This window comes from Paenibacillus sp. 7523-1, from assembly GCF_002276415.1.
Taxonomy (GTDB): Bacteria; Bacillota; Bacilli; order Paenibacillales; family Paenibacillaceae; genus Paenibacillus; species Paenibacillus illinoisensis_A.
Genome location: NZ_NPBR01000008.1, coordinates 252,297 through 276,292, shown reverse-complemented (window position 1 = coordinate 276,292; position 23,996 = coordinate 252,297). Strand labels below are relative to the sequence as shown.

25 protein-coding genes are annotated in these 23,996 nt (G+C 47.1%); 20 read left to right on the top strand and 5 right to left on the bottom strand.

The features are described from left to right. Window positions 1–121 precede the first annotated feature (121 nt). Window positions 122–2,929, top strand: coding sequence for a hypothetical protein (locus CHH60_RS10215; RefSeq protein ID WP_095359112.1), 2,808 nt, complete (start codon window positions 122–124; stop codon window positions 2,927–2,929). A 101-nt stretch (window positions 2,930–3,030) separates the two neighbouring features. Here CHH60_RS10215 and CHH60_RS10210 read toward each other — a convergent pair whose 3' ends face one another. Together CHH60_RS10210 and CHH60_RS10205 are read right to left on the bottom strand one after the other, a co-directional pair. Beyond that, window positions 3,031–3,420 (bottom strand): cytochrome C oxidase subunit II, encoded by a 390-nt coding sequence (locus CHH60_RS10210; RefSeq protein WP_095359111.1) that lies wholly within the window; start codon window positions 3,418–3,420, stop codon window positions 3,031–3,033. Between the two features lie 248 nt (window positions 3,421–3,668). Beyond that, the gene (locus CHH60_RS10205) at window positions 3,669–4,034 is read right to left on the bottom strand and encodes a phage holin family protein (RefSeq protein ID WP_095288311.1); all 366 of its coding nucleotides are present in this window, start codon (window positions 4,032–4,034) and stop codon (window positions 3,669–3,671) included. Between the two features lie 188 nt (window positions 4,035–4,222). Here CHH60_RS10205 and CHH60_RS10200 point away from each other — a divergent pair, with 188 nt between their 5' ends. The 4 genes from CHH60_RS10200 to CHH60_RS10185 all read left to right on the top strand — a co-directional run bounded on the left by CHH60_RS10200 (window position 4,223) and on the right by CHH60_RS10185 (window position 9,106). Beyond that, window positions 4,223–6,589, top strand: coding sequence for an endonuclease MutS2 (locus tag CHH60_RS10200; protein WP_095359110.1), 2,367 nt, complete (start codon window positions 4,223–4,225; stop codon window positions 6,587–6,589). 70 nt (window positions 6,590–6,659) lie between these two features. Then, a complete protein-coding gene (locus tag CHH60_RS10195) occupies window positions 6,660–7,079 on the top strand; it encodes a DUF350 domain-containing protein (protein ID WP_164764308.1) in 420 nt (139 codons plus the stop codon). A gap of 125 nt (window positions 7,080–7,204) precedes the next feature. Next, on the top strand, window positions 7,205–7,771 hold the full coding sequence (locus CHH60_RS10190; RefSeq protein ID WP_095359109.1) for a hypothetical protein: 567 nt from the start codon (window positions 7,205–7,207) through the stop codon (window positions 7,769–7,771). A gap of 120 nt (window positions 7,772–7,891) precedes the next feature. Next, window positions 7,892–9,106 (top strand): MFS transporter, encoded by a 1,215-nt coding sequence (locus tag CHH60_RS10185; RefSeq protein WP_095359108.1) that lies wholly within the window; start codon window positions 7,892–7,894, stop codon window positions 9,104–9,106. Between the two features lie 70 nt (window positions 9,107–9,176). Here the strand turns inward: CHH60_RS10185 and CHH60_RS10180 are convergent, their stop codons facing one another. Then, a complete protein-coding gene (locus CHH60_RS10180) occupies window positions 9,177–10,397 on the bottom strand; it encodes an NAD(P)/FAD-dependent oxidoreductase (RefSeq protein ID WP_095359107.1) in 1,221 nt (406 codons plus the stop codon). A gap of 99 nt (window positions 10,398–10,496) precedes the next feature. Here CHH60_RS10180 and CHH60_RS10175 point away from each other — a divergent pair, with 99 nt between their 5' ends. The 7 genes from CHH60_RS10175 to CHH60_RS10145 all read left to right on the top strand — a co-directional run bounded on the left by CHH60_RS10175 (window position 10,497) and on the right by CHH60_RS10145 (window position 14,760). Next, window positions 10,497–10,727 (top strand): hypothetical protein, encoded by a 231-nt coding sequence (locus CHH60_RS10175; protein ID WP_095359106.1) that lies wholly within the window; start codon window positions 10,497–10,499, stop codon window positions 10,725–10,727. A gap of 37 nt (window positions 10,728–10,764) precedes the next feature. After that, window positions 10,765–11,160: a spore coat protein gene (locus tag CHH60_RS10170; protein ID WP_095359105.1), complete on the top strand. Its 396-nt coding sequence runs from the start codon at window positions 10,765–10,767 to the stop codon at window positions 11,158–11,160. A gap of 182 nt (window positions 11,161–11,342) precedes the next feature. After that, a complete protein-coding gene (locus CHH60_RS10165; RefSeq protein WP_095288304.1) occupies window positions 11,343–11,843 on the top strand; it encodes an Lrp/AsnC family transcriptional regulator in 501 nt (166 codons plus the stop codon). 13 nt (window positions 11,844–11,856) lie between these two features. Then, entirely contained in the window at window positions 11,857–13,065 is a 1,209-nt protein-coding gene (locus CHH60_RS10160) for an aminotransferase class I/II-fold pyridoxal phosphate-dependent enzyme (RefSeq protein ID WP_095359104.1), read from the top strand. Between the two features lie 189 nt (window positions 13,066–13,254). Beyond that, complete coding sequence (locus CHH60_RS10155; RefSeq protein WP_307721001.1) at window positions 13,255–13,476, top strand: aspartyl-phosphate phosphatase Spo0E family protein; 222 nt, start codon at window positions 13,255–13,257, stop codon at window positions 13,474–13,476. Between the two features lie 158 nt (window positions 13,477–13,634). Continuing rightward, window positions 13,635–14,186: a hypothetical protein gene (locus tag CHH60_RS10150; RefSeq protein ID WP_095359102.1), complete on the top strand. Its 552-nt coding sequence runs from the start codon at window positions 13,635–13,637 to the stop codon at window positions 14,184–14,186. A gap of 34 nt (window positions 14,187–14,220) precedes the next feature. Continuing rightward, a complete protein-coding gene (locus CHH60_RS10145; RefSeq protein WP_176476027.1) occupies window positions 14,221–14,760 on the top strand; it encodes a bifunctional adenosylcobinamide kinase/adenosylcobinamide-phosphate guanylyltransferase in 540 nt (179 codons plus the stop codon). A 117-nt stretch (window positions 14,761–14,877) separates the two neighbouring features. Here the strand turns inward: CHH60_RS10145 and CHH60_RS10140 are convergent, their stop codons facing one another. Continuing rightward, the gene (locus tag CHH60_RS10140) at window positions 14,878–15,489 is read right to left on the bottom strand and encodes a DedA family protein (protein WP_095359100.1); all 612 of its coding nucleotides are present in this window, start codon (window positions 15,487–15,489) and stop codon (window positions 14,878–14,880) included. 227 nt (window positions 15,490–15,716) lie between these two features. On the opposite strand from CHH60_RS10140, the gene CHH60_RS10135 reads away from it, so the two are divergent. From CHH60_RS10135 to CHH60_RS10100, 8 genes are all read left to right on the top strand, one after another. Further along, complete coding sequence (locus CHH60_RS10135; protein ID WP_095359099.1) at window positions 15,717–16,292, top strand: cob(I)yrinic acid a,c-diamide adenosyltransferase; 576 nt, start codon at window positions 15,717–15,719, stop codon at window positions 16,290–16,292. Beyond that, complete coding sequence (locus CHH60_RS10130) at window positions 16,289–17,284, top strand: RluA family pseudouridine synthase (RefSeq protein WP_095359098.1); 996 nt, start codon at window positions 16,289–16,291, stop codon at window positions 17,282–17,284. The genes CHH60_RS10135 and CHH60_RS10130 overlap by 4 nt, the downstream gene beginning before the upstream one ends. 240 nt (window positions 17,285–17,524) lie before the next feature. Continuing rightward, complete coding sequence (locus CHH60_RS10125) at window positions 17,525–17,890, top strand: arsenate reductase family protein (protein WP_095359097.1); 366 nt, start codon at window positions 17,525–17,527, stop codon at window positions 17,888–17,890. 174 nt (window positions 17,891–18,064) lie between these two features. Then, window positions 18,065–18,958, top strand: a complete 894-nt coding sequence (locus CHH60_RS10120) for a 5'-3' exonuclease (protein ID WP_095359096.1) — start codon at window positions 18,065–18,067, stop codon at window positions 18,956–18,958. 5 nt (window positions 18,959–18,963) lie between these two features. Continuing rightward, window positions 18,964–20,070, top strand: coding sequence for a phosphodiester glycosidase family protein (locus tag CHH60_RS10115; protein ID WP_255247885.1), 1,107 nt, complete (start codon window positions 18,964–18,966; stop codon window positions 20,068–20,070). Window positions 20,071–20,100: 30 nt separating this feature from the next. Beyond that, window positions 20,101–20,790 (top strand): MOSC domain-containing protein, encoded by a 690-nt coding sequence (locus CHH60_RS10110; protein WP_095359094.1) that lies wholly within the window; start codon window positions 20,101–20,103, stop codon window positions 20,788–20,790. Between the two features lie 70 nt (window positions 20,791–20,860). Beyond that, complete coding sequence (locus CHH60_RS10105) at window positions 20,861–21,739, top strand: ROK family protein (RefSeq protein ID WP_095359093.1); 879 nt, start codon at window positions 20,861–20,863, stop codon at window positions 21,737–21,739. A gap of 180 nt (window positions 21,740–21,919) precedes the next feature. Further along, window positions 21,920–22,921: an HRDC domain-containing protein gene (locus CHH60_RS10100; protein ID WP_095359092.1), complete on the top strand. Its 1,002-nt coding sequence runs from the start codon at window positions 21,920–21,922 to the stop codon at window positions 22,919–22,921. Between the two features lie 98 nt (window positions 22,922–23,019). Here CHH60_RS10100 and corA read toward each other — a convergent pair whose 3' ends face one another. Continuing rightward, window positions 23,020–23,955, bottom strand: coding sequence for a magnesium/cobalt transporter CorA (gene corA, locus CHH60_RS10095; protein ID WP_095288290.1), 936 nt, complete (start codon window positions 23,953–23,955; stop codon window positions 23,020–23,022). Between the last annotated feature and the right edge of the window lie 41 nt (window positions 23,956–23,996).

The window sequence follows — 23,996 nt, the reverse complement described above, 5'->3', positions numbered from 1 at the left end:
TGAACAACAATTAGCAGGAATTGCTTGAAGTCACATCGAATCCTTAGCATTAGAGGATCGATGTGACTTTTTTGTCATTACAGCTTAGAATCAACATACAGACTTGAAGGAGGGCACAACTGTGACTACACCTGATCGTACACGCGTCACCGTAGAGATCTACGGGACTTCCTATAAACTGGTTGGCAGCAGTGCCGACTATATGAAACAAGTAGCTAATCTGGTGGATGAGCGCATGAGCGCAATTTCCAAGAACCATTCCCGTCTGGATACCCCGCGTATTGCGGTACTGGCGGCTGTACATATGGCTGAGCAGTCTCTTCAGACCCAGGAGATCCGTAATGAACTGAAAATGCTGACTGGTGAACGGACAGAACTTCGAAATGAATTGAACAGGCTAAATGCAATTCAAAGTGAACATCAGCAGGAGCTGGAGCGTCGTGATCAGGCGCTGGCTGAAGCGACCAAGCAGAAGACTGAGGCAGAGCAGGCCGTGGCGAAGCTCCAATCCGAGAAGCAGGATGAAGTAAACAAGCTGAAATCATTGCTTGAGCAGGAACGAAGTCAGGCTGCAGCCCGTGAACAAAAGTTGCAGTCACAGACTGCTGCGCAGCTGAAGGAAGCTGAAGAGAAGATGAAATTGCGCCTGAAAGAAGCAGAAGAGAAGGCGGCCAACCAGCTTAAACAGGCTCAGGCTCAGGCAGCTGCGGAGCTGAAGGAAGTACAGGCACGGGCTGCAGCCGAATTGCAGCAGAGCCAGGCGAAGGCAGCGGGACAATACAAGGAACTACAAGATAAGACAGCAGCCCAACTAAAAGAAGTACAAGCACGGGCTGCAGCCGAATTGCAGCAGAGTCAGGCGAAGGCCGCAGGACAGTACAAGGAACTGCAGGATAAGACAGCAGCCCAGATTAAGGAAGCGGAGAGTCGTGCTGTCGCAGAACGCCAGAAAATCGAGGCAAAAGCCGCACAGCAGGTGCAAGCAGCCAAAGAAGAAGCCGAGGCTGCGATTTTGTCCGAATTGGAACAGGCTGAGAGTCAATTGAAGAAGGTTCAGGAAGAGGCCGAGCTTCAATACCGTGAACTTCAATCCCAAACGGATCAGCGTTTACAAGAGGCGAAGCAGCAGGCAGCCGAGCAATTAAGATTCCAGCTTGGCAAGGTCCAGGAAGAGCGGGCATCACAGCTACAACAAACGAAAGAGGAACACTTAATAGAGATCGAAAAGCTGAAAGCCGATTTCCACGAATCTTCAGAACAGGCCGAATTGGAATGGATGGAAAAAGAAGCAGCCTATGAGGAGCAATTGCAACAAGTAAAAGCCGAGGCAGCTTCTCAGTTCACAGAAACCGCAGCTAATGCTGAGGCCAAACTACAGGAAGAACGCGGGAAACTGCTGCAGCAGCTGGAAAACGAGCGCACACAAGCCGAGAGTCGTGTAGCGGAAATTGAGAACCAGCTTAATGATATACGCAAGCAGCTTGAAGAGGCACAGGAAGTGGCTGCCGATCAGGAACAGCAGCTCCAGCAGGAACGCGCTGAGCAGGATGCATTGCGCAAGGAACAAGCGCAGCGCAAACAGGATCAGGAAGTTCAGGCTCGTCGCATAACGGAACTTGAACAGCAGTTGGGGCAGCTGAAGGAAGACAGTACCCAGCTCCAAGAGCAGCTGCGTGAAACGGAAATTGCTTTGCAAAAGTCTCGTGAAACGGAGCAGGAATGGAAACGACAATACAACGAGACGGTGGAGAGAGAAACTTCCCTTGCAGCACAGCTTCGGAAAGTACAGGAGCAGCATGGACTGCTTGAAAAAGATATTCAGAAGCTTCGTGAAGCCGAAGAGAAGTCCGAGAATGAACAGCGTAGATTGCAGAAAGTTCTGGAGCAGGCTCATGCTGCCGTACGTACATTGCAAAATGAAATCAGTACGCTTACCGAAAGCGAAAAATCATGGAAAGACCTGGCCGAACAGCGCCTTGTCGAAATGGGAGAGCTGGAGACTCAGGTGCTTGAGGCAGCAGAACAGAATGAAACACTGGAGTCTGGTGTACAGTCCCTTCATGATGAATTAACCGTGGTTAAGGAAGAAGCTCGCGGGTACAGAGAAGAAGCGAATCGCTATAACGAGCAGGCAAGTCGTGTGCAGCAGGAGCGCGAACAGCTTGAAGAGGAGCTGAACCGGATCCGTGAAGAACTAAACCAACTTCAGGAATCCTATAAACAAATCCGCAACGATTATGGGGATGCATTGCAGCGGGAGGAAAATCACACGCGCAAACTTGCTGAACTGGATCAGGAAAAGCAGGCACTGGAACAAGCAATTGTAACATCCGGCGAGCATGCTGCCAAGCTAACTGAGCAAATCGCAGAACAAAGAAACTTGCTTGCACAGACAGAGGAAGAAGCACTTGAATGGCAGATTAAGCATGAAGAATTGTCTGCAAAACAGGAAGAGCTTATCTCACAACTGGATGAGTTAAAGGAGCAGGAAACTCGGTTACTCTCTCGTGTGGAACAAGCCGAGCAGCAGGACCAGGTCTGGCAGCGTCGTGCAGATGAATGGGCCGTACAGGAGCAATCCTGGCAGGAACGCTGGAACCTGCTTGAAAATGAATTGAATGTCTGGCAGAAGGAAAGTGCAGCCAGTGTTGAAAAGGTAGAGGCGCTAGAACAGGACCGTGAGCAGCTTGATAAGCTCCGTAACGAAGCTATAGAAGAGAAACAAACGATGGAAAATGAACTGCTGGAGATTGGTGAGCGCTACGAACTCGCTGCGAATCAGCTTCGACTGCTGCAGGTTGAACGCGAAATGGAGCAGGAGAAGGCAGAGCAGTTGAACATGGAGTATCGCCAGCTGCGGGATGAATATACGAAATTGCAGACGGAATATAACGAATGGATCGAATTGATTGAACAGGATCAGACCTAAGGGCATCAGATCATCACTAAATCATGGGCATCGTACGATTGTACAATTTGTTATAATACAGAAAGAGCTCCCGTCATTACGGGGGCTCATTGTCTTGGGGCTTATTCTTCGACAATAATTTTGGAGATCATGCTGCTATGTCCACTTCCACAAAACACGGAGCAGGACATCTCGAATTCTCCAACCTTGTCAGGGGTAATGACTTTAGAGCTGTTTTTGGTGTCCAGCTGAAGATTCAGCTCCGGAACGAGAATGCCATGATTACCATTGACGTTTTCGTAAACAATGTTAACGGGGACTCCTTTTTTAAGATGGTATTCCGGTTGGTCAAATTCATAGTTGCTCGCTTTAATGACGAGTTCCTCGCTAGCGGTTACGCCTGCATCGGATTCACCGCTGCTGCCCGAGTCTGCTGATTGCTTGTTTCCTCCGCAAGCGGCGAGCACCAGAATTAACATGCAGGCTGCAAGCCAAGCCATAGTCTTTTTCATCATGAGCCTCCTTAAGCATGATATAGATGAAATTTTAAATATTTCTCAAGTCATCATACCGCAAAATGGTAAGGCCTGTACATGAAGGCTATGTCGTTTTTTTGAAGATTAGTCAGTAGGATTTTCTCTCTAATCTTGAGGATTGATTGAGAGGTTATGGAAATGAAAAAACCTCATCTGGCATATGGCCATCAGAGGTTGAAGGAGAAATCGCAGGTGTTGCATGCAATTGCATGATTAGATGCTTCTTAGTTGTTATTCTTGGAGCTTCGTCCTGCTTCAAAAGGTGTGGATACCGGAATGAACAAATCGATAATCCCAATCACCAATGCAGCAAGAATAGCGCCAAGCAAACTAACTTCGACATGGTCAACAATATATTGACCAAGCCAGATCACCAATGCACTGACAATGAAGCCGACGATTCCGCGGCCAAAAGGAGTGACCCTTTTGCCAAAGACGCCTTCAATGATCCAGCCGAGCAGCGCAATAACCAGAGCAAGCAGCAGAGCGCTCCAGAAACCACCGACAGCGAATCCGGGAACGATCCAGCTGACAACCATCAATACGATTGCAGCGATGATAAAACGAACGACATGTCCCAAGAAGTTCAACGTGTTTACCTCCTTTAAGTTCAGATCGGATTATGCATTTGGAACCATCACACATGGAGAGGTTGCAAAATCCTGACACCTGTAGTTTGCGGCATGATGTCAAAACTTATGTGTGGAAGGATTCGTTAAATAGCGCAGTAAAGTTTCTTTCGTTATAATACAGATATAGTTTGGAAGGAGTTGTACACTTGGACACGAAAATTTTACACACACTGGAATACCGCAAAATTTTAAATACATTGCAAAGCTATGCCCAAACAACCATGGGTAAGAAGAAAGCGGAACAACTGGAACCCATCAGTGAATTGGAAGAAGTAAAACGGTTGCTCCAACAAACCGATGAAGCCTTCACTTTTGATCGTCTGAAAGGGTCGCCTTCTTTTGGAGGCATTGTGGACATCACGGCATCCGTGAAACGGGCCGAAATTGGAGGAACCCTGAATCCGCATGAACTTCTCGGGATTTCCAATACAACCTTGGCTGCTCGCCGCTTGAAACGCCAGATTGCCGCTCTTCACGAAGATGAGAAGATTGAGTCCCTGTTCTTTATCAGCGATCAGCTGTCGGAGCAAAAAGCACTGGAAGACGCGATTCGCGTCTGTATTGATGACAATGCAGAAGTGGCGGATAGTGCCAGTGTAACTTTGGCCCAGATCCGGCGTGAACTGCGCGGGGGAGAAGCCAGAATCCGTGAGAAACTGGACTCCATGATCCGTTCCTCAACCGTATCGAAAATGCTTCAGGACCAGCTGATCACCATTCGTGGAGACCGATTCGTTATCCCGGTAAAAGCGGAATACCGCTCTTACTTCGGCGGGATCGTACACGATCAGTCCGGTTCAGGAGCCACGCTGTTTATCGAACCAGAGTCCATCGTAGCGATGAACAATAAATTGCGTGAGACCCGAATCCGGGAAGAACGCGAAATTGAAGTGATTTTGCAGAAATTGACAGCGCTTGTCAGTGAGCAGGGTGAGTGGCTGTTGTATGATGTCGATTTGCTGGGCTCTCTGGACTTTATCTTCGCCAAAGCACGGCATGCTCGTGAATTAAAAGCCACCTTGCCGCGCATGAATGATCGTGGGTTTATTAAGCTCAAAAAAGGGCGTCACCCGCTGATTGCTATCGAAAATGTGGTGCCGACCGACATTGAACTGGGCAATGATTATACATCCATTATTGTGACGGGGCCGAATACGGGTGGTAAAACCGTAACACTCAAAACAATTGGATTACTAAGCCTGATGGCGATGTCCGGCTTGTTCGTTCCTGCTGAAGATGGTAGTCAGCTCTGTGTATTTGACGCAATTTATGCCGATATTGGGGACGAGCAGAGCATTGAGCAAAATCTAAGTACGTTCTCCAGCCATATGACGAACATTATCCGGATTCTGAAAAATATGACTACTAAAAGTCTGGTGCTGCTTGACGAGCTTGGTGCAGGAACGGATCCTGCTGAAGGATCTGCACTGGCAATCTCCATTCTGGAACATATGCATCAGACAGGATGCCGCATGGTAGCGACAACACACTACAGTGAGCTGAAAGCTTATGCTTATGAACGCAAAGGTGTCATTAACGCCAGCATGGAATTTGATGTGAATACACTAAGCCCGACCTACCGTTTACTGGTCGGTGTTCCGGGACGAAGCAACGCGTTTGCGATCGCTGAGCGCCTTGGTTTGCCCGGATACATTCTCGATTATGCTCGTGGTGAAGTGAAGGAAGAGGATCAACGTGTCGAACACATGATTGCTTCTCTGGAAGAAAACCGGCTTACAGCTGAGCAGGAACGGGAAAATGCGGAGCGTCTCCGTCAGGATATGGAGAAATTGCGGAGCCGTCACCAGTCCGAACTCGAGAAGCTGGAACAGCAGCGTGAACGACGGATTGAAAAAGCAGAGGAAGATGCTCGTAACATCGTGGACAAGGCGAGAGCCGAAGCTGAGAAAATTATTGCGGACCTGCGTCAGCTTGCGATGGAGGAAGGCGCATCCGTGAAAGAACATAAGCTGATTGCTGCCCGCAAACAGCTGGATGAAGCTGAACCGGAGAGACGTAAAAAGACAGTGAAGCGCACGGGATCAGCACCAAAAACCCGGGCGATCGGCCCAGGGGATGAAGTGCATGTGTACAGCTTGAACCAAAAAGGGCATGTCGTGGAATTATCGGGCAGCAAAGAAGCTGTAGTACAGCTGGGGATTATGAAAATGAAAGTATCCCTGGATGATCTCGAACTGAAGCAATCTGCGCCAGAAGTCAAGCCTAAGCAGAAACCGGTCACTAGCATGAAGCGTACACGTGATGACAACGTGAAGAGTGAACTGGATCTGCGAGGAACTAATCTGGAGGAAGCATTGATGGAGACGGACCGTTTTATCGATGAAGCCTTCCTGGCGAATCTGGGTCAGATCTATATTATTCACGGTAAAGGGACGGGAATTTTGCGTTCCGGTATTCAGGATTATCTGCGTAAGCATAAACATATTAAAAGTTACCGGCTGGGCAATTACGGAGAAGGCGGAAACGGCGTAACTGTTGCAGAATTGGAATAGCCGGACCTTGAAACAACGGTGTTCCACTGCGAGGTGAGAGGGGCAGTGGAACAGGGAAGGGGAACAGTGAGTGAAAGGGACGATTGACCAATTGCTGTCTCATCCCTTGGGGATGGTACTCGGGTTTTTCTCGGTAGCCATAATGGAGCTGCTTGTGTTTCTGGCTTGTTTTGAACTTGTAACCAAATACAAATGTTGGGATGAGATCAAGAAAGGCAATGTGGCTGTTGCCATGGCTACAGGGGGCAAGATCTTCGGAATCTGCAATGTGCTTCGATTCTGCATACAGGCCAAGTCTTCTGTCTATGAAGCCATGACATGGTCGTTTGTGGGCTTTGCTCTACTGCTGATTGCTTATTTTCTGTTTGAGTTTTTGACACCGGTATTCTCCATTGACAAGGAAATTGAGCGGGATAACCGGGCAGTGGGCTTGATATCCATGATTATTTCTGTCTCGTTGTCATTTGTCATCGGCGCGAGCATCATGTAGGGGGACCTGGCATGAAGATATTGATACGAATTTTGTTTGCGGCTTCCATTGTGTTTTTTGCTATCGGTGTCATATACGTCATGAACACCTGACAATAAGATTGTATAAAAGAAAGGTTGATTTAATTGGAAACAACAGTATGTCCGTGGTGTCACACCGAGATTGTATGGGATGAGGAATTGGGCCCTGAAGAAGAGTGTCCCTATTGTCACAATGAACTGAAGGGTTACCGTACGCTGAACATCAACATTGGAGAAGAAGAGGATGAAGATGAAGTCGGCGATATTTACGATGTTGATGATGCTCAGGACAGCGATCAAACCACTGACCTCGCGGCATTGTGGGGAGATGAAGTTGAACTGAAATTGCCTGAACTGCGAACACTAACCAAATATGCGGACGATGGCAATGATCTGATCCTATATGAAGAAGGTGTGGAGAAACAGCTGGATCTGCAGGAAGAAGTACCGGAATGTCCACATTGCCGTGAATTCATGATTCTCGCAGGTACACAAACGTCCACGAAGGACACATTCACTCCTGTAGCTAACGCGGTTTCAAGAACGGATTCCCTGCTGGATGCACCATTTACAGTACAAATGTATGTCTGCTCCGGCTGTTTCCAAGTTCAATATAGCTTGTCTGAAGATGATCGTCTGCGCCTGATTCAAAATCTGAGCGCCAAGAAGTAATTTCCATTCACTGAAAATGAAATATTCCTGAGATTCGTCATGTTTTTCCTCTGCTTGGGGTACGTTAACCCTGAGACTTGCCGCGAAGTGCTGACTTCAAGCGGAATAAGGAGGGAGCAGATGAAGATATCTCTGGGCCGACAATCCATTCTGCTTCTGGGCGTGAATGGATTGTTTGTGTTAGCCGGAGCTTTGTCGGGGACGTTTCTGAATGTATATCTATGGAAGAGTCGTCCGGACTATGCGATGCTGGGATGGTTTACGGTAAGTCAACAGCTTGCACTTGGATTGACATTCTGGTTAGCTGGTAAATGGGTTAAAGAACATAATAAAATGAGTGCGCTGCGTCTAGGCACAGCATTGTCTGGCATTTTTTATATGCTTGTTCTGTGGGCTGGACCAAGAGCGGTGGACTGGATATGGCCACTCGGCATATTGCTCGGATGTGCTCTGGGTCTGTTCTGGATTGCTTTTAATGTGGTGTACTTTGAAGTTACAGACCGGGAGAACCGGGACCTGTTCAATGGATGGGTCGGGTTATTGGGCTCCATGACAGGAATCATTGGTCCCTGGTTCTCGGGATTGATAATCTCGAAAATGGCGGATAATTCAGGTTATCGGCTCATTTTTACCGTGTCACTTGTGATATACGTGATTGCCGTTGTCTTCAGCTTTTTCTTGAAAAAGAGAAAAGTAAGCGGCACCTACCGCTGGTCGGAACCCTGGCAGCAATTATCAAGATCAGGCAGCGAGTGGAGACCGCTGGGGCTAGGGTTGGCTGCCCAGGGTGTAAGGGAGGGCGTATTCGCCTTTCTAATTGCATTGCTCGTTTATGTAGCCACGGAACAGGAGTACAAGCTGGGTCAATTCTCGTTAATTACATCCGCTGTAGCTTTGGTCAGTTATTGGATGGCGGGCAAGTGGTTCAAACCGCATTATAGATCGAAAGGTATGTTGACGGGGGCAATTATATTATTTCTCGTTCTTCTGCCTCTCATCTGTAAAGTAAGCTATGGCACGCTTTTGATTATGGGGGTTGGCTCAGCGGTCGCCATGCCGTTATACATGCTTCCCATGATTGCGGCAGGATTCGACTTGATGGGCATGAGCGGCGAAAATGTAGAGAAAAGGGTTGAACTTGTCGTTTTAAGGGAGCTCTGTCTGATGACAGGCCGCCTAGCTGGTCTTGCCGTGTTTATCATTATTGTAATGAATGGCCCTTCGCTTCGTACGTTAACCTGGCTCATCGTGGTTTTGGGAGCTTTCCCATTGGTCGGCTGGTTATTTATGCGTAAAATGTTAGTAAGGACGGAGCAGGGTAAGCCAGGGTCCTGATCCGTTTGGTCACAACAGAAAAAAGGTGCAGAATCAGGAAAGCCATTCCTGATCTGCACCTTTTTCTATTTTACACGGGGGAAGGTTTAGTGGTTCTGGTCAGAGAGAACAGTTCCATGTCTTCGTTATGGCTCCCAGTAATCACATCCGCAAGAATGGATGCAGCAATCATGCTGTATACGGTTCCGTTGCCCCCATATCCTTCGATAAAGTAACAGTTCGGGTATTCAGGATGAGGGCCAATCAGCGGAAGCCCATCATGGGTGCTGCCGAATACAGCTTCCCAGGCATAGTCTATTTCCAGATCCGGAAGTGGGAAGTAGTTAGCTACCTTTTTAAGTAAATCCTCAGCCCTATGCTCGGCCCGAATTGCACGCTGGTCTTCACGCGGAATTTCCTCATCGAGGCCCCCGGCAATAATTCTGCCATCCGGGGTGGTCCGCATGTATAAATAAGGACGCGCCGTTTCCCATATCAAGCTTCGGTTGTACCAGCTGCTAAGATCTTTCAGTGGCTTGGTTGCAATCGCATAGGTGCTCTTTAGATAAGCGCCACGGTCATTTTTGATCTCCTGCGTCTCGTAACCGGTAGAGAAGATAACCTGCTTGGCACGAATTGTTCCGTTCGGAGTGTAACAGAGGACACCTTCTTCACCATATTCACAATGGATCATCTCAGTCCGTTCATAAACTTGAGCTCCTTCTTTTGAAGCGGACAGAAGGAGGCCGTGTATTAGCCTATAAGGGTTAACTTCGGCATCTCCTTGGGTATACAGCGCCATCGGTTTGCTGAATGGGAAGCTCGCACTAATTTTGTCCCGGTTCCACAGCTCAACATCGAAGCCATGGGTTTTGAGTGTATGGTATTCTTCTTCCAAAAGAGCGACATCTTCTTCAAGGCTTGCACAGTACAAACTGTTACGAGGGATATACCAAGGATCAAGATCAAGACTCGAAGCGGTCTCTTCTAATTGCTTCATGGCGGTACGGCATAGTTCATAAAAACGTACCCCGCGTTGTTCGCCAAAGGTATGTATACAGGAGGTAAGCGTTTTGTCATTGGAATATTGAAGTAGTCCGGTGTTTGCCATACTGCTGCCATGACCGATTTCTCTCTTATCAATAACGACTGTACGCACACCTCTCTCGGTTAATAGTTTGGCGGACAGTGCTCCTCCCATACCACCACCGATAATGAGACAGTCACAGGATATCTCGTCTTCTAGAACAGGATAACTGTATGGGGATGTAAAGGTACTTGGCCAGAACGTATTACCATTAATAAGTTCCATTATGAATCACCTCGGTTTGGATTGTTAAATAAGTATACTTTTGCAGGACAAGGTAACAATAAATTCGCATAAACTTTAGGTTAAGGAGGAAAAAAGCACATGCAAAATACGCAGATGCAGGCGCTTAGCCCCAAGGAACTGAACTACATTGCGGATTCGATCTCCAATGAAGAAATGCTGATCAAACAGTGTGCAGCAACAGCTTCCATCACACATAACCCGCAAATCCAGCAAGCTCTGAACCAGTATGTACGTTCACATGAACAGCATCTGAACACACTCGTCAATGCTCTTCAGCAGCATCAGTCCCTTGCACCAACACAGTCTTAGGTAGTCCCAAGATATTAAATGTATAGGAGGAAACCGCGTGTACTCTCAATCTTTGTCATCTGGTGGAAATTTTATGCAGGAGCAGGATCTGCTGAAGTCGATTCTTGCGGATTTAAGACGAACTTCCCGTGAATACACTACAGCAACGACTGAATCTTCCTGCCCTGTTACCCGCAGAATGTTTACAGATCTGACGAACGATACCCTTAGATTGCAAGGAGAGCTGTTTAACCTGATGCAGCAGAACAACATGTATTCTGCTTCTTCCAAAGCCTCTCGGAGCGAGCTGGACAAATCGATCCAGTCTGCACAACAAACGCAGCAGAAGTGTCATCAGTTCATTCAGGAAAAGAATACCCTTTCCAGTCCATACAGCCAGGCGCCTAATGTGCCTCAGCATCAACCTAATTACGGTAACCCTTATTACATGTAACCTTTTTGCGAACAGGTTGAAGCATAACCGAGAAATAAGGATTGAAGCATAGATTGTCCAGACCATACCACCGCTTGCCCGAATTGAGGGCAGGCGGTTTTTAGCTTTGCACAGACGTTAAATTCATGTAATATAAGTATTAATTCATTTTCAGGAACCTGGATGACGCTGGAGGGAAAGTCATGAAAGATTTGAACGATCTGCAATTAAAAGTTCTGGATCTGTTGAAGGAAGACGCAAGAAGGTCTCCGGCGCTGCTGTCTACACTGCTTGGGGAGTCAGAAGACAAGATCAAGAACGCTGTGGCCCAGCTCGAACAGGACCACGTTATTGTAAAGTATGCTACGGTGGTTAACTGGAGCAAAATCGACGATGAGAAAGTGACAGCCCTGATTGAAGTACAGATCACACCGGAACGTGGTCGTGGTTTTGAGGGCATCGCCGAACGCATTTATTTGTATCCACAAGTGAAATCCGTCTATCTCATGTCAGGTGCATACGATCTGCTCGTAGAAGTAGAAGGTGGCAACCTGCGTGAAGTCGCTAACTTTGTATCAGAGAAGCTGTCTCCAATCGATTCTGTGCTTTCAACCAAAACCAATTTTATTCTTAAAAAATATAAACAGGACGGGATCATTTTTGAAGACCATCAGGAAGATAACCGTCTCATGATCTCGCCGTAAAGGAAGATGTGTCATGATAGTGAATGAACAGACAACAGGGAACAACAAGAAGATGACCTCGTATCTGGCACCTCTGGTTCAGCAGATACCCCCATCCGGGATTCGGAAGTTTTTCGACCTGGTTGGTGACAACAAGGATATAATTACGCTCGGTGTCGGAGAACCTGACTTTGTTACCCCTTGGCACATGCGTGAAGCTTGCGTATACTCCCTCGAGAGAGGTATGACAAGTTATACATCCAACGCTGGGATGCCCAAATTGAGAGAGGCCATCAGTAATTACCTGGATACTCAATTTGATACCAAGTACGATCCCAAGGATGAAATTATCGTTACGGTTGGCGGCAGTGAGGCGATTGACCTTGCTCTGCGTGCATTGATTGTGCCAGGAGATGAGATTCTCATTCCGGAGCCTTCGTATGTGGCCTATTCACCAATTGCTTCAATTGGCGGAGGAGTTCCTGTGGGTGTCGAAACCTATGCCAAAAACCAATTTAAATTGACTGCAGAGTCGCTGGAAGCATCCATCACACCGAAGTCCAAAGTGGTGATTTTGTGTTATCCAAGCAATCCGACCGGTGCGATTATGACGTACGAAGACTGGCTGCCCATCGCAGAAGTCATCAAAAAGCATGACCTGATCGTCATTGCTGACGAAATTTATGCAGAACTGACGTATACTCAAAAACATGTCAGCTTCGCTTCAATCCCCGATATGAAGGAGCGGACGATTCTTGTGAGCGGCTTCTCCAAAGCTTTTGCCATGACGGGTTGGCGGATTGGTTATATGTGCGGTCATCCGGAACTTATCGCAGCCATGTTGAAAATCCACCAGTATACCGTAATGTGTGCTCCAGCGATGGGACAGGTCGCAGCGCTTGAGGCGTTAACGAATGGACTGGGAGAGAAAGACCGCATGGTCGAATCCTACAATCAGCGCAGACGTCTTATCGTACAGGGATTCCGAGACATCGGCCTGGATTGCCATGAACCTCAGGGAGCCTTCTATGCATTCCCGAGTATTCAAAATACGGGCCTGAACTCTGATCTTTTTGCCGAACGTCTCCTGACCGAAAATAAAGTTGCTGCTGTTCCTGGTAACGTGTTTGGCCCACAGGGAGAAGGTTTCTTGCGCTGTTCTTATGCCACTTCAGTGACCCAATTGAATGAAGCTTTGGAACGAATCGGAAATTTTGTTTACAAACTGCAAAAAGAGGGTTAATTAGAAGTAAGGCGTTCTCGGAAATGTGGACATTTTGCAACTTAGAAAAAAATAACTTTCATTTACAAAATATTGTGATATAATTTCAATTTGAAATATGTTTTTCATATATTTGGAAACTAATTTTCCAAGGAGGGGTTAGCATTGTTTTGTGTAGAATATGATTTACCGACTAATCGTGGGCAATACCTGGCTGAAGGCGATCAAGGCGACCGATGGTCGGTGAGACCAGATCACGAATCTTTGCATGACATTTCCTTGGAAGATGAGATCCACATGCTTCGTCGCAAGATGGAACAGATTTTTATGGAGGAGAAATCCTTTACTTCTGAAATTGTGATTGAAATCAGCAGTTTATTGGATCTGAAGATCAATGAATATATGAAAGCTAACCCGATAAAAGGGAGATAAATTGATAGTTACGAAAACGTTACCCATATGAATGTTAAAGGAGACCTTTAGGGTCTTCTTTTTTTGGTGGGAATAAGAATCTCATATTTGTAAGGGCTATTTTTTTGCGTGGAACAATTGTGATATATTGTACTAAGGAGACTAAAGGGGGAACTGGAATGAAGAGATTTTGGGGGCTAACAGCACTCGTATCATTGATTTTTCTGCTCGCTGGATGTGGTGATAAAGACGGATTTACCATTTTTATCATTGATAATCAAGGTAATCCATCGGTAATCGGAGAACAGTTACAGGCCAATCTGCAGCAAAAACTGGGTGAGGAACCTAAAGTGGAAGTCATTACAAGCGCCATGTATGATGTACAGAAAATTATGGTAGAATACGCAGCAGGCAGTCATGATATTTTTATTTTGCCAGAGGCAGATATGAAACAATACGGAAGCAATGGTTCCAATATTCCACTGGATGATACATTTGATCCTGAGAAGTATGAGCGTGGTGTATTTGAGGGCGGGGTGTTAGTTGAGGATGGCCAGGGAGACAATGGCACCGATATGAAGCAAGAAACCCATCTCTATGGCATCCCACTCGAAGATATGCAGATGTTCAAGGATGTGGAATATGCCGCCCAAAATCTGTTTGCTACCATTCCGCTATCGGCTGCCAATGTTGAAGAATCCAAAAAAGTGCTGAAGGCGCTGACAGAATAGCGTATAAGTATGGTAACTGAAGGAGGGGAGCGGATTGCTGATTACGGTCACTGGCGGGATAGGTAGTGGTAAAACCAGGTTTGCCCTAGGTTATGCAGCTCAAATCAGCCGGGAAGGAATCTATTTATCCACAGGCGATCATGATCCGGTGATACCGGAACTGCCATCCGCTCATTATCGAGCCATTTCAGCCGGAAATGGCCATCACCTGACGGAAGTCATTCACCAGATCAATCGGGAATCGAATTTGTTTCTGGCTGATCAGCGAATTGTCATAGTAGACAGCCTGACATCGTGGATGGCTGCCGGATTTAGAGCAACGGATGATCTTGATCAACAACGCGTACATACACAACAGCTGCTTGATGCTTTACTATCTTATCAGGGCAAGCTGCTGGTCATTACCAATGAAATGCAGGGTTCCCTATATCCATCGGAAGAGGAGCGTATTTTTGCCGCAAGGATGGCTTCGGTGAATCGTGCACTGCAGTCTCACTCGGAACGCATGTACATGGTGGTATCGGGACTAGCCATTGATTTGAAGAAGCGAGAAGTACGGTACCACGATATCTGAGTATAATAGGTCAAGATAACAGGCAAAACAAAAGCCTCCGTACCACAAACTGTGGTACGGAGGCTTATTTATATTTAGAAATGTATGATTACAATTCAGCTGCGTGAGACGCCGGTTCTATTTGCTTTTTTTCATACGTCTGATCCACCAAATTGCGCATCCAACCAGGATAATGGCGAGCAGCGCATATACCACCAATGAATAGACGTCCATAAAGTGCAAAATGTTTTCCCAAGAAGCGCCAAGCGCGGCCCCAACCGAGACCAAAATAATGTTCCAGGCGAGTGTCCCGATGGTGGTGAAGAGGACGAATAAACCGAATTTCATATTGGACATGCCTGCCGGAATGGAGATGAGACTGCGAACAAGTGGCACCATGCGGCAGAATAGTACAGTCCACATTCCATATTTGTCAAACCATGCATCAACACGGTGGATATCTTCTTTTTTGATTCGCAGAATATGTCCCCAGCGATCTACAATTTTCTCCAGACGCTCCACATCAATCAGCAATCCGATTCCATAGAGAATCACTGCACCCAGCACAGAACCGATAGTAGCCGCAATGATAACACCTGGAAGAGTAAGGCTGGTGTACGTTGTCATAAATCCGCCAAAAGGCAAAATAATCTCCGAAGGAATGGGAGGAAATACGTTTTCGAGCGCAATAATGAGTGCGATGCCTATGTAGCCGTATTGTTCCATGAAATCGGTTATCCAGTTTTGCATAATCGTCTCCTCTACTTTTGATTTACCTGAATTTGACGTATACTCGGGCAGAGCACGCCAATTCATATATACGCGCAAAGGGTACAAGCGGTTTCTGAAAAAAATGCATTTCCGTATCAAGCAGAGGTCAAGTATACTGGTTAAGTTGAGATTAGAAGGGCAGGCATGTTAATAATTAACCGATGTTTTGCCATGTGAATGAAATTAAACATTTGGAGGGATTGCAAATGGGCATCTATACACGAACAGGTGATGAAGGGCAAACTTCGGTCATCGGAGGACGGGTGATCAAAGATGACGACCGCGTTGAAGCTTACGGTACCATCGATGAACTGAATTGTTTTGTCGGCCAGGCAATCAGTCTGATCGATGATACAGAGGGGAAATTCGAGGATTTGCGCGAACATTTGCTGGAGGTTCAGCAAGAATTGTTTGATTGCGGGTCGGACCTGGCATTTGTGAAAATCAGCGAAACCAAATACAAAGTGCGGGATGACATGGTCACCCGGCTTGAACAATGGATTGATCAGTATGATGCGGAGAACCCGAAAGTGGAACGGTTCATTATCCCGGGAGGCAGCCCGCTGTCTTCAGCGCTTCATGTGTGCCGTACGGTGTGCCGCCGTGCAGAGCGCCGCACGGTAACATTGGGACAGCATACGGATATTAATCCTTCGGTACGACGTTACTTGAACCGTCTGTCTGATTATTTCTTCGTTGTAGCACGGACCGCCAATGCCAGACAGCAGGTGTCGGATATTGAATATGTACGGAGCAAAAAAGTGTTCCGCCGCAAAGAATGAGCGGCTATTACTCGCCGATTGTCTACACCGTTCCCGAACATGAAGATGGCTGGCTGCTGAAAACCGTGCTTCAGCGGCGGCTGCAGGTATCGCGCAAGCTCTTGTCCAGGCTGAAGATCACGGAGCAGGGAATTATGTTAAATGGAGAACGCGTGTATATCAGCGTGAAGGTATCGGCTGGAGATATCGTGGAGATTCGGATGGAACAGGAGGAATCGGATGACATTTTGCCGGAATCCATTCCTTTTTCCATTTTGTATGAAGATGAGCATTTGCTTATTGTTAACAAGGATGCCGGCGTAATTGTGCATCCGACACATGGACACTATACAGGCACGTTGGCGAATGGGGTTGTTCATTACTGGAAGTCCAAGGGAGAGCTTTTCCGGTTTAGACCCATTCATCGTCTGGATCAGGAGACTTCCGGGGTGCTGGCTATTGCCAAAAATCCATATGTGCATCAGCATGTGTCTGAACAAATGATCGCAGGAACCGTAGATAAAAAATACATTGCGTTTGTGCATGGGAGTCCTGCTCCTGAACAGGGGTCCGTTGATGGCGCTATTGATCGTGATCCGGAGGAGCCTCATCGCCGTATTGTCACACCTGACGGCTACGCAGCAAGAACGTTGTACAGCACGGTAACCCGGTGGAACGGAGGGACTGCTAGTGCGGTCAGCCTGAAGCTGGAGAGTGGCAGAACGCATCAGATTCGTGTACATATGACTTCTGTCGGATGTCCCTTGATCGGTGATCGAATGTACAAGACACTACCTGAGGATGAGATTGACGAACAAACGGCTGCCATGCGAGAAGAAAGGGACTCGTGGATCGATCGCCAGGCATTGCATGCCTGCGAGCTGTCGTTTGTTCATCCACTTACACAGGAACGCATGACGTTCCATGCACCTCTTCCTTCAGATATGGCTGCGCTGGAGAAACGTTTAGATACCGAGGCAAAGCCAAGGGAAGAGCTGCTATGCGGAAACTAAATGAATCAACGAAGGATAATGGAATTAACCTACTCTACTCAATAATGTAGAAGACAGCAATTTCTTAGAGAAATGCAGCGTTAGCCTGAGGGTCTTTTTGAGAAAAGTGATGTGCTCTAACAACAACTACGTTGCGATGGTATCAATTTTGAGCGACTTTTGGATTTGCGAAGCAAACCAAGGAAAGCGAGAAATAGAAACCGGAGCAACCTGAAACCGGAGCACTTAGGAGGAAATGTAATGAGTAAACTGAAAGTATACCAGTATGCAAAGTGCGGAACTTGTCGCAAAGCAGTAAAATGGCTTGAAGCTCAAGGCCATGAGCTGGAGTTATTCCCCATTTTTGACACACCCCCGTCCGAGGCAGAATTAACCGACCTCATTCAGAAGAGCGGACTTGAAGTGAAGAAGTTTTTCAATACAAGTGGAGAAGTGTACAAGGAGCAGCAGTTGAAGGACAAGCTGCCTGGCATGTCTGCTGAAGAACAGATTCGTTTGCTTGCTTCCAATGGCCGTCTGATTAAGCGTCCAATCGTAACGGATGGGGAACAGGTGACCGTAGGATTCAAGGAAGAGACGTATGAGCAGGAATGGAAGAACGCTTAGCAATAGGCTGAGTGACGTGTCTGTCCATTCATAAATGAAGCCGATTAGCAGCCCTGAAATGTTCAATATTCAGGGCTTTTTTGGCTGAACGATGCTTGGCGGAACTATGCTATAATGATAGAATTAGTTTCGATATTTTATTTGCTATATACAGATAGGAGAGAACAAAATCAAGTGAATCAACGTAATGAACCTACTTTGTTGCTGGTAGACGGTATGGCGGTGTTGTTCCGTGCATTTTATGCGACATCTGCAAGCGGATATATCAGACGGACAAAGGCAGGCTTGCCAACCAACGCGGTATACGGATTTATCCGTTATTTCTGGGATGCGGTTCAGACTTTCGGACCAAGTCATGTGGTATGCTGCTGGGATATGGGTGGCAAGACGTTTCGCGGTGAAGAGTACGCGGCATACAAAGGCAATCGTCCTGAAGCACCGAATGATCTGATTCCCCAGTTTGCATTGATCCGTGAAGTCATGGACAGCCTGGGTATTCCGAATATTGGAGCAGAAGGGTATGAAGCTGATGATTGCATCGGTACACTGGCCAAGTATTATACGGAGCAGACGGATATGAACGTGATGGTTCTGACCGGTGACCATGATATGCTGCAGCTGATCAATGACCGGACAAGCATTATTATTATGAAAAAAGGTCACGGCAATTACATGGTGTATACGCCGGAATCTCTCATGGCAGAGAAGCAGTTGACTCCTCGTCAAGTCATTGATATGAAAGGTCTGATGGGGGATGCAAGTGACAATTACCCTGGAGTACGTGGAATCGGTGAGAAAACAGCTCTAAAACTCGTGCAGGAATATGGCACCATTGAGGGTATTCTGGATAATCTGGATAAACTCACGCCATCGGTACGTAAAAAAATCGAGAATGATCTCGACATGCTGCATCTGTCCCGTAAACTGGCAGAGATTCACTGCGCTGTTCCGGTAGCCTGTGCACTGGATGTATGTGAATTGCGTCTTGATCCGGATATGGTGATGGACAAGTTCGAACAACTTGAGATGAAGAGCCTGGGCTCTTGGATGGGAGTGGCAATAGGGTGAGCAACATGCAGACAAAACGTGCCGGTAGAAAGTGGTGGACAGGGGCTATGGCCCTCGTCCTGGCTTTGCCGGTATTACTATCAGGCGCAGTAAGCGCTCCGCAAACAGCTGATGCAAAAGCGGCAATTAGCACCAAAGTACAGAAAGTAAAAGCAGCAGGACGAAATTTTACCGTACAAACGGTAAGCATCCCCAAAGGAACACCGGTGACTGTAGGGTTAGCCAAGAAACAGGTAGGACAAACGGCAACATTGCCTTCCATTGTAAAATCATACGGTGCTCAAGCAGCCATTAATGGGGCATTTTTTGAAGCGTATAATGGAGCACCAGATCCTTATGGCATGTTGATAGCAAATGGAAAAGTAATACATATTGGACGATACGGAACAACGATAGGTTTCAAGGAAGATGGAACAGCAATTATGGATTCACTTCAGGTAAGTCTTACAGGTAAAGTTACCGATTCAGCAGGTAAGTCACGCAGCTGGTACGCAACATTCATTAACCGTACACCTTCTGCGAATGCGAGCATATCAATGCTCTATACTCCGGAGCGCGGCCCAAAAGTTGGATTCAAGGGTGGTACTGCAGTTGTGATGGAGAAAGGGATTGTCACCAAAAAAGTAGCCAATAACAATGTAGCGATTCCGAAGAATGGATCTGTATTGGTCTTTACAGGCAATCAGAAATCTACTGCAGATCGCTTCGCCGTGGGTTCGACTGTAGAAATGAACTATAAATATACCAATGCATCAGGCAAAGAGATTCCCTGGGAAGACGTAGTAACTGCTGTTGGTGCTGGTCCTCGTCTTGTGAAAGACGGTAAAGTCGCCGTGAACCCAACCAGCGAAGGATTCAAGGATACCAAGATTCTGAATGCCTCGGGTGCCAGAAGCGGCATCGCAATCATGGCTGACGGTTCAGTAATGCTTGCAACTGTGTCGGGAGCCACCATTAAGGAATGGGCGGCAGTCATGCAGAAGCTTGGTGCCAAGCAGGCCATGAATCTGGATGGTGGAGCTTCCTCGGGCTTGTATGCAGGTGGGAAGATGTTAACTTCACCAGGGCGGCTGTTAAGTAATACACTCGTTTTTGGCGGCTCAGTCCGTTAAAGTACTAATCGTATGGGAGGTATGAAGCACATGACAATCGCACATGATCAACAGTCAGCAGAACGTAATACATCTGTTCTTGCCATTAATGTGGGCCAGCCTCAGCCATTGCCTGGCCAGAAACGTGAAGTGCTGAGCGGCATTGTCAAACTTCCCGTATCCGGCCCGGTTTTCCTGTCATTCACTGGAATGACAGGAGATGGCCAGGCGGACCTGGAGAATCACGGCGGACCGGATAAGGCTGTTTGTGTATACGATTACAGTCGGTATTCCGTACTGGAACAGCTGATGGAACGCAAGCTGGACTGGGGAGCTTGTGGTGAGAATTTAACGGTGGAAGGCTGCTCCGAGGATCAAGTCCGGATTGGTGATGTATATGAACTGGGCGGAGCCTTGGTTCAGGTTAGCCAGCCAAGACAACCCTGCTTCAAGCTCGCTGCCCGGTATGATTTCAAAGAGCTGCCTGTATATTTTCAGGAAAGCGGCTTTACCGGCTTCTATTTTCGCGTGCTGGAGGAGGGAGAAGTCGCTCCTGACTCTCCGTTCAGGCGTATCCGCACAGACCCTGCATCCATGACCATTCTGGAGGCCAACCGGGTCATGCATCAGGGCAAGAAGGATGCCACCGGCATGCGTGCATTACTGGCTATTCCATCGCTGTCAGATAGCTGGAGGCAAACGTTGTTGAAACGTTTGGATAAGCTGGAGAGCGGGCAATAGATTCACAACATATCATCGTCCAGAACCAAAGATGAATTTCACTTTAAACTAACTTGGGAGTGTGACTAACTTGACGATTTTAGGCGCAATTGAAGCTGGGGGAACCAAATTTGTATGTGGGATTGGAACTGAAAATGGTGAGGTGCTTGAACGGGTAAGTTTTCCTACAACGACACCGGAAGAAACGATGGCGCAGGTTATCGCTTTCTTTGAAGGCAAAGGGATTGAAGCTTTGGGCGTAGGTTCTTTTGGACCAATTGACCCGATTGAAGGAAGTCCTACGTACGGATATATTACAACGACACCGAAGCCTCATTGGGGGCAATATGATATCATTGGTAAACTCAAGGAACATTTTGATGTGCCGATGACGTTTGATACGGATGTAAACGGAGCTGCGCTTGGAGAAGCAACCTGGGGAGCAGCACAAGGACTGGAGAGCTGTCTGTATATCACTGTCGGAACAGGTATTGGTGCCGGAGCAGTCGTAGGCGGTAAAATGGTTCACGGTTTATCTCATCCAGAGATGGGACATATTATTGTACGCAGACACCCTGAGGATACATATGAAGGTTTTTGTCCATACCACGGGGACTGTCTGGAAGGGCTCGCAGCGGGACCAGCTATCAATAAACGTTGGGACCAGCCGGCATATGAGCTGCCAGCAGATCACAAAGCCTGGGAGATTGAGGCACATTATCTGGCGCATGCACTCATGAATTATGTACTGATTCTCACTCCGGAAAAAATTGTGATGGGTGGTGGGGTCATGAAGCAGGAGCATTTGTTCCCTATGGTACGCAGCAAATTGCAGGAGCTGTTAAATGGATATGTTCAGCATCCGGCCCTTCACTCGGGGATCGACGAGTATGTCGTTCCGCCAGGCCTTGGTGACAATGCCGGTTTGTGCGGATCGCTGGCCTTGGCCAAATTGGCTTTGAACAAGTAATTCAATTGATCACAAGTGGTTGACGAATTTTTCCATTGTGGTAAGATATGAGCAACAGCATACTACGGTTAATGAGGAAGCACCTCTCTTGCAATGAATTTGCAGGAGAGGTGCTTTTTTTGTTGCCTGGAGGCGGCTCATCTAACTGTGAATAGGCTGCAATATTAAGGAGGGGAAACAATGGAAGTCATTTTCATGAACAGATTATCCAAATTGTCAGGTCAACATGAAGAACACGCTCAGTTGTGGATTGGTGAGGAGGAAGGAGCCTGGCATCTCGGGTGGAGCCATTATGAGGAAGGAGATCGCGAAGACAGCATCTGGTATGAGGGGAGCTCATGGGAAGAACTGCTCCATATTTATCGCCACCAGTTGGCGATTCGAATGAGTGAAGGTTACCGGCCATTGATTCAGGGACTGTTTCATGAGACGGATGATCTGAAATTACGCAGTTATGGTGGACAGCGTCTTCATTGTTATAGTGAACGCTACGGCAATGAAGAATTATATGCTGATCTATGCACTTGGCGGAGAAGAAGGGCTGCGTCTGACCGGAAGGCCCCATACTTTATTGCAACGAATCGTTTGCTGCGCATGATCAGTGCATTCGTACCACAAACCATGGATGAACTCATGCAGTTACCAGGTGTTGGGGAGAGCAAGGCAAGTGAATACGGTCAGGAGTGGATGGAGCTAACAAGCGGAGTAGAGCGTTCTACGGCTTTTCCACTTGATTGGGTACAAACGGTATTGTCCGAAGATGAATATGAGAGCTGGTTGTACAAGCAAAAAGAACAGAAGTATAAGCAGGAGCTGGACAAATTCACCACTCGCAAGCAGGTGCTTGAGGGTATGAAGGAAGGGTATACGCTTGAAGAGATTGTGAACCGCTCCGGACTATCCCGCAGAGAGCTGATTGAACTGCTGGAGACACTCGATACGGAAGGTTATGATACGGATAGCCTCCTGGATGCAGAGCTTGCGGTCATGCCTGAGCAGGAACAGGAGGCGGTCTGGAGTGCATACGAGGAGCTGGGAGACAGTTTCCTGAAACCTGTATTACATAGAGTATACGGCGGGGATAAACCGGTTAGCGGTAATCTGGAGCAAGTGTACGAGAGATTGCGCATGATCCGCATTCGATTCCGAAGACAGTTAGAAACAGAGCAGAACGTCGGCTAGACACCCCATATCGTTTTGAGAGAAGTTTTTGAGTACAGAAAAAAAGACGAAGCTGTTTCTCCCTGGATGGAGTGCTTCGTCTTTTTGAATGAATACGTTCAGATCCAATCTTTTTTGCGGAAAATAAAGAACATGCTCAGGCCGAGGGTCACCATCAGGCCAATGACTACAAAATATCCATACTTCCAGTCCAGCTCAGGCATGTTGTTGAAGTTCATCCCATAGATGCCGGTAATGACTGTCAGGGGCATGAACACCGTTGTAATGGCGGTAAACACGCGCATGATTTCGTTCGCCCGGTTGGCGATACTGGATTGGTAAGCTTCTCGCAAGTTTCCCATCAGGTCTCGATAAGTCTCAAATGTCTCGGATATTTTCACAGCATTCTCATAGATGTCACTGAAGTACTTCTGCAGTTGATCATCGATCAGACGCAAGTCTTTTTTATTCAGCGTGTTGATGACCTCTTTTTGAGGTCCGAGCACTTTTTTGAGCCACAGAATTTCACTGCGCAGCCCGATAATTTCATTCAAATGGGACTTTTTCGTATGCATCAAAATATCTTCTTCCAATTTCTCAATGCGTGCTTCGATCCGGTCGCCGACGGTAAAGTAGTTATCCACAATCAAATCGACCAACAGATACAGGAGACGATCCGGGGTGCTGACTTCCTGTTCCCACAGAATAGGCTTCAAGGTCCGCAGTTCGCTGACCTTTTGCTTCGTAACACTAATGATATAGTGTCTCCCTAGAAACAGGTTAACCGCACGCAAAAAGATCTCTTCATCATCAAAACGAATGCTGTTTACGACAATAAAATAATGGCTCTCATAAATTTCAATCTTCGGACGCTGCTCTTCATCACTCAAACAGTCCTCTACAGCCAGATCATGCATCATGAACAGCGGCTGAAGTACCGCCAGATCATCAACGTCTGCATCAATCCAGTAAAATCCCTCAGCTGGTGGCGTTAGCGCCTGCTCAATATCGTCCACCGGGATAAATACACCGTTGTTTACCAACCGGATTTTCATCGTTCATCCACTCCTTCTGCACCCGCCAAACAGGCGGATTT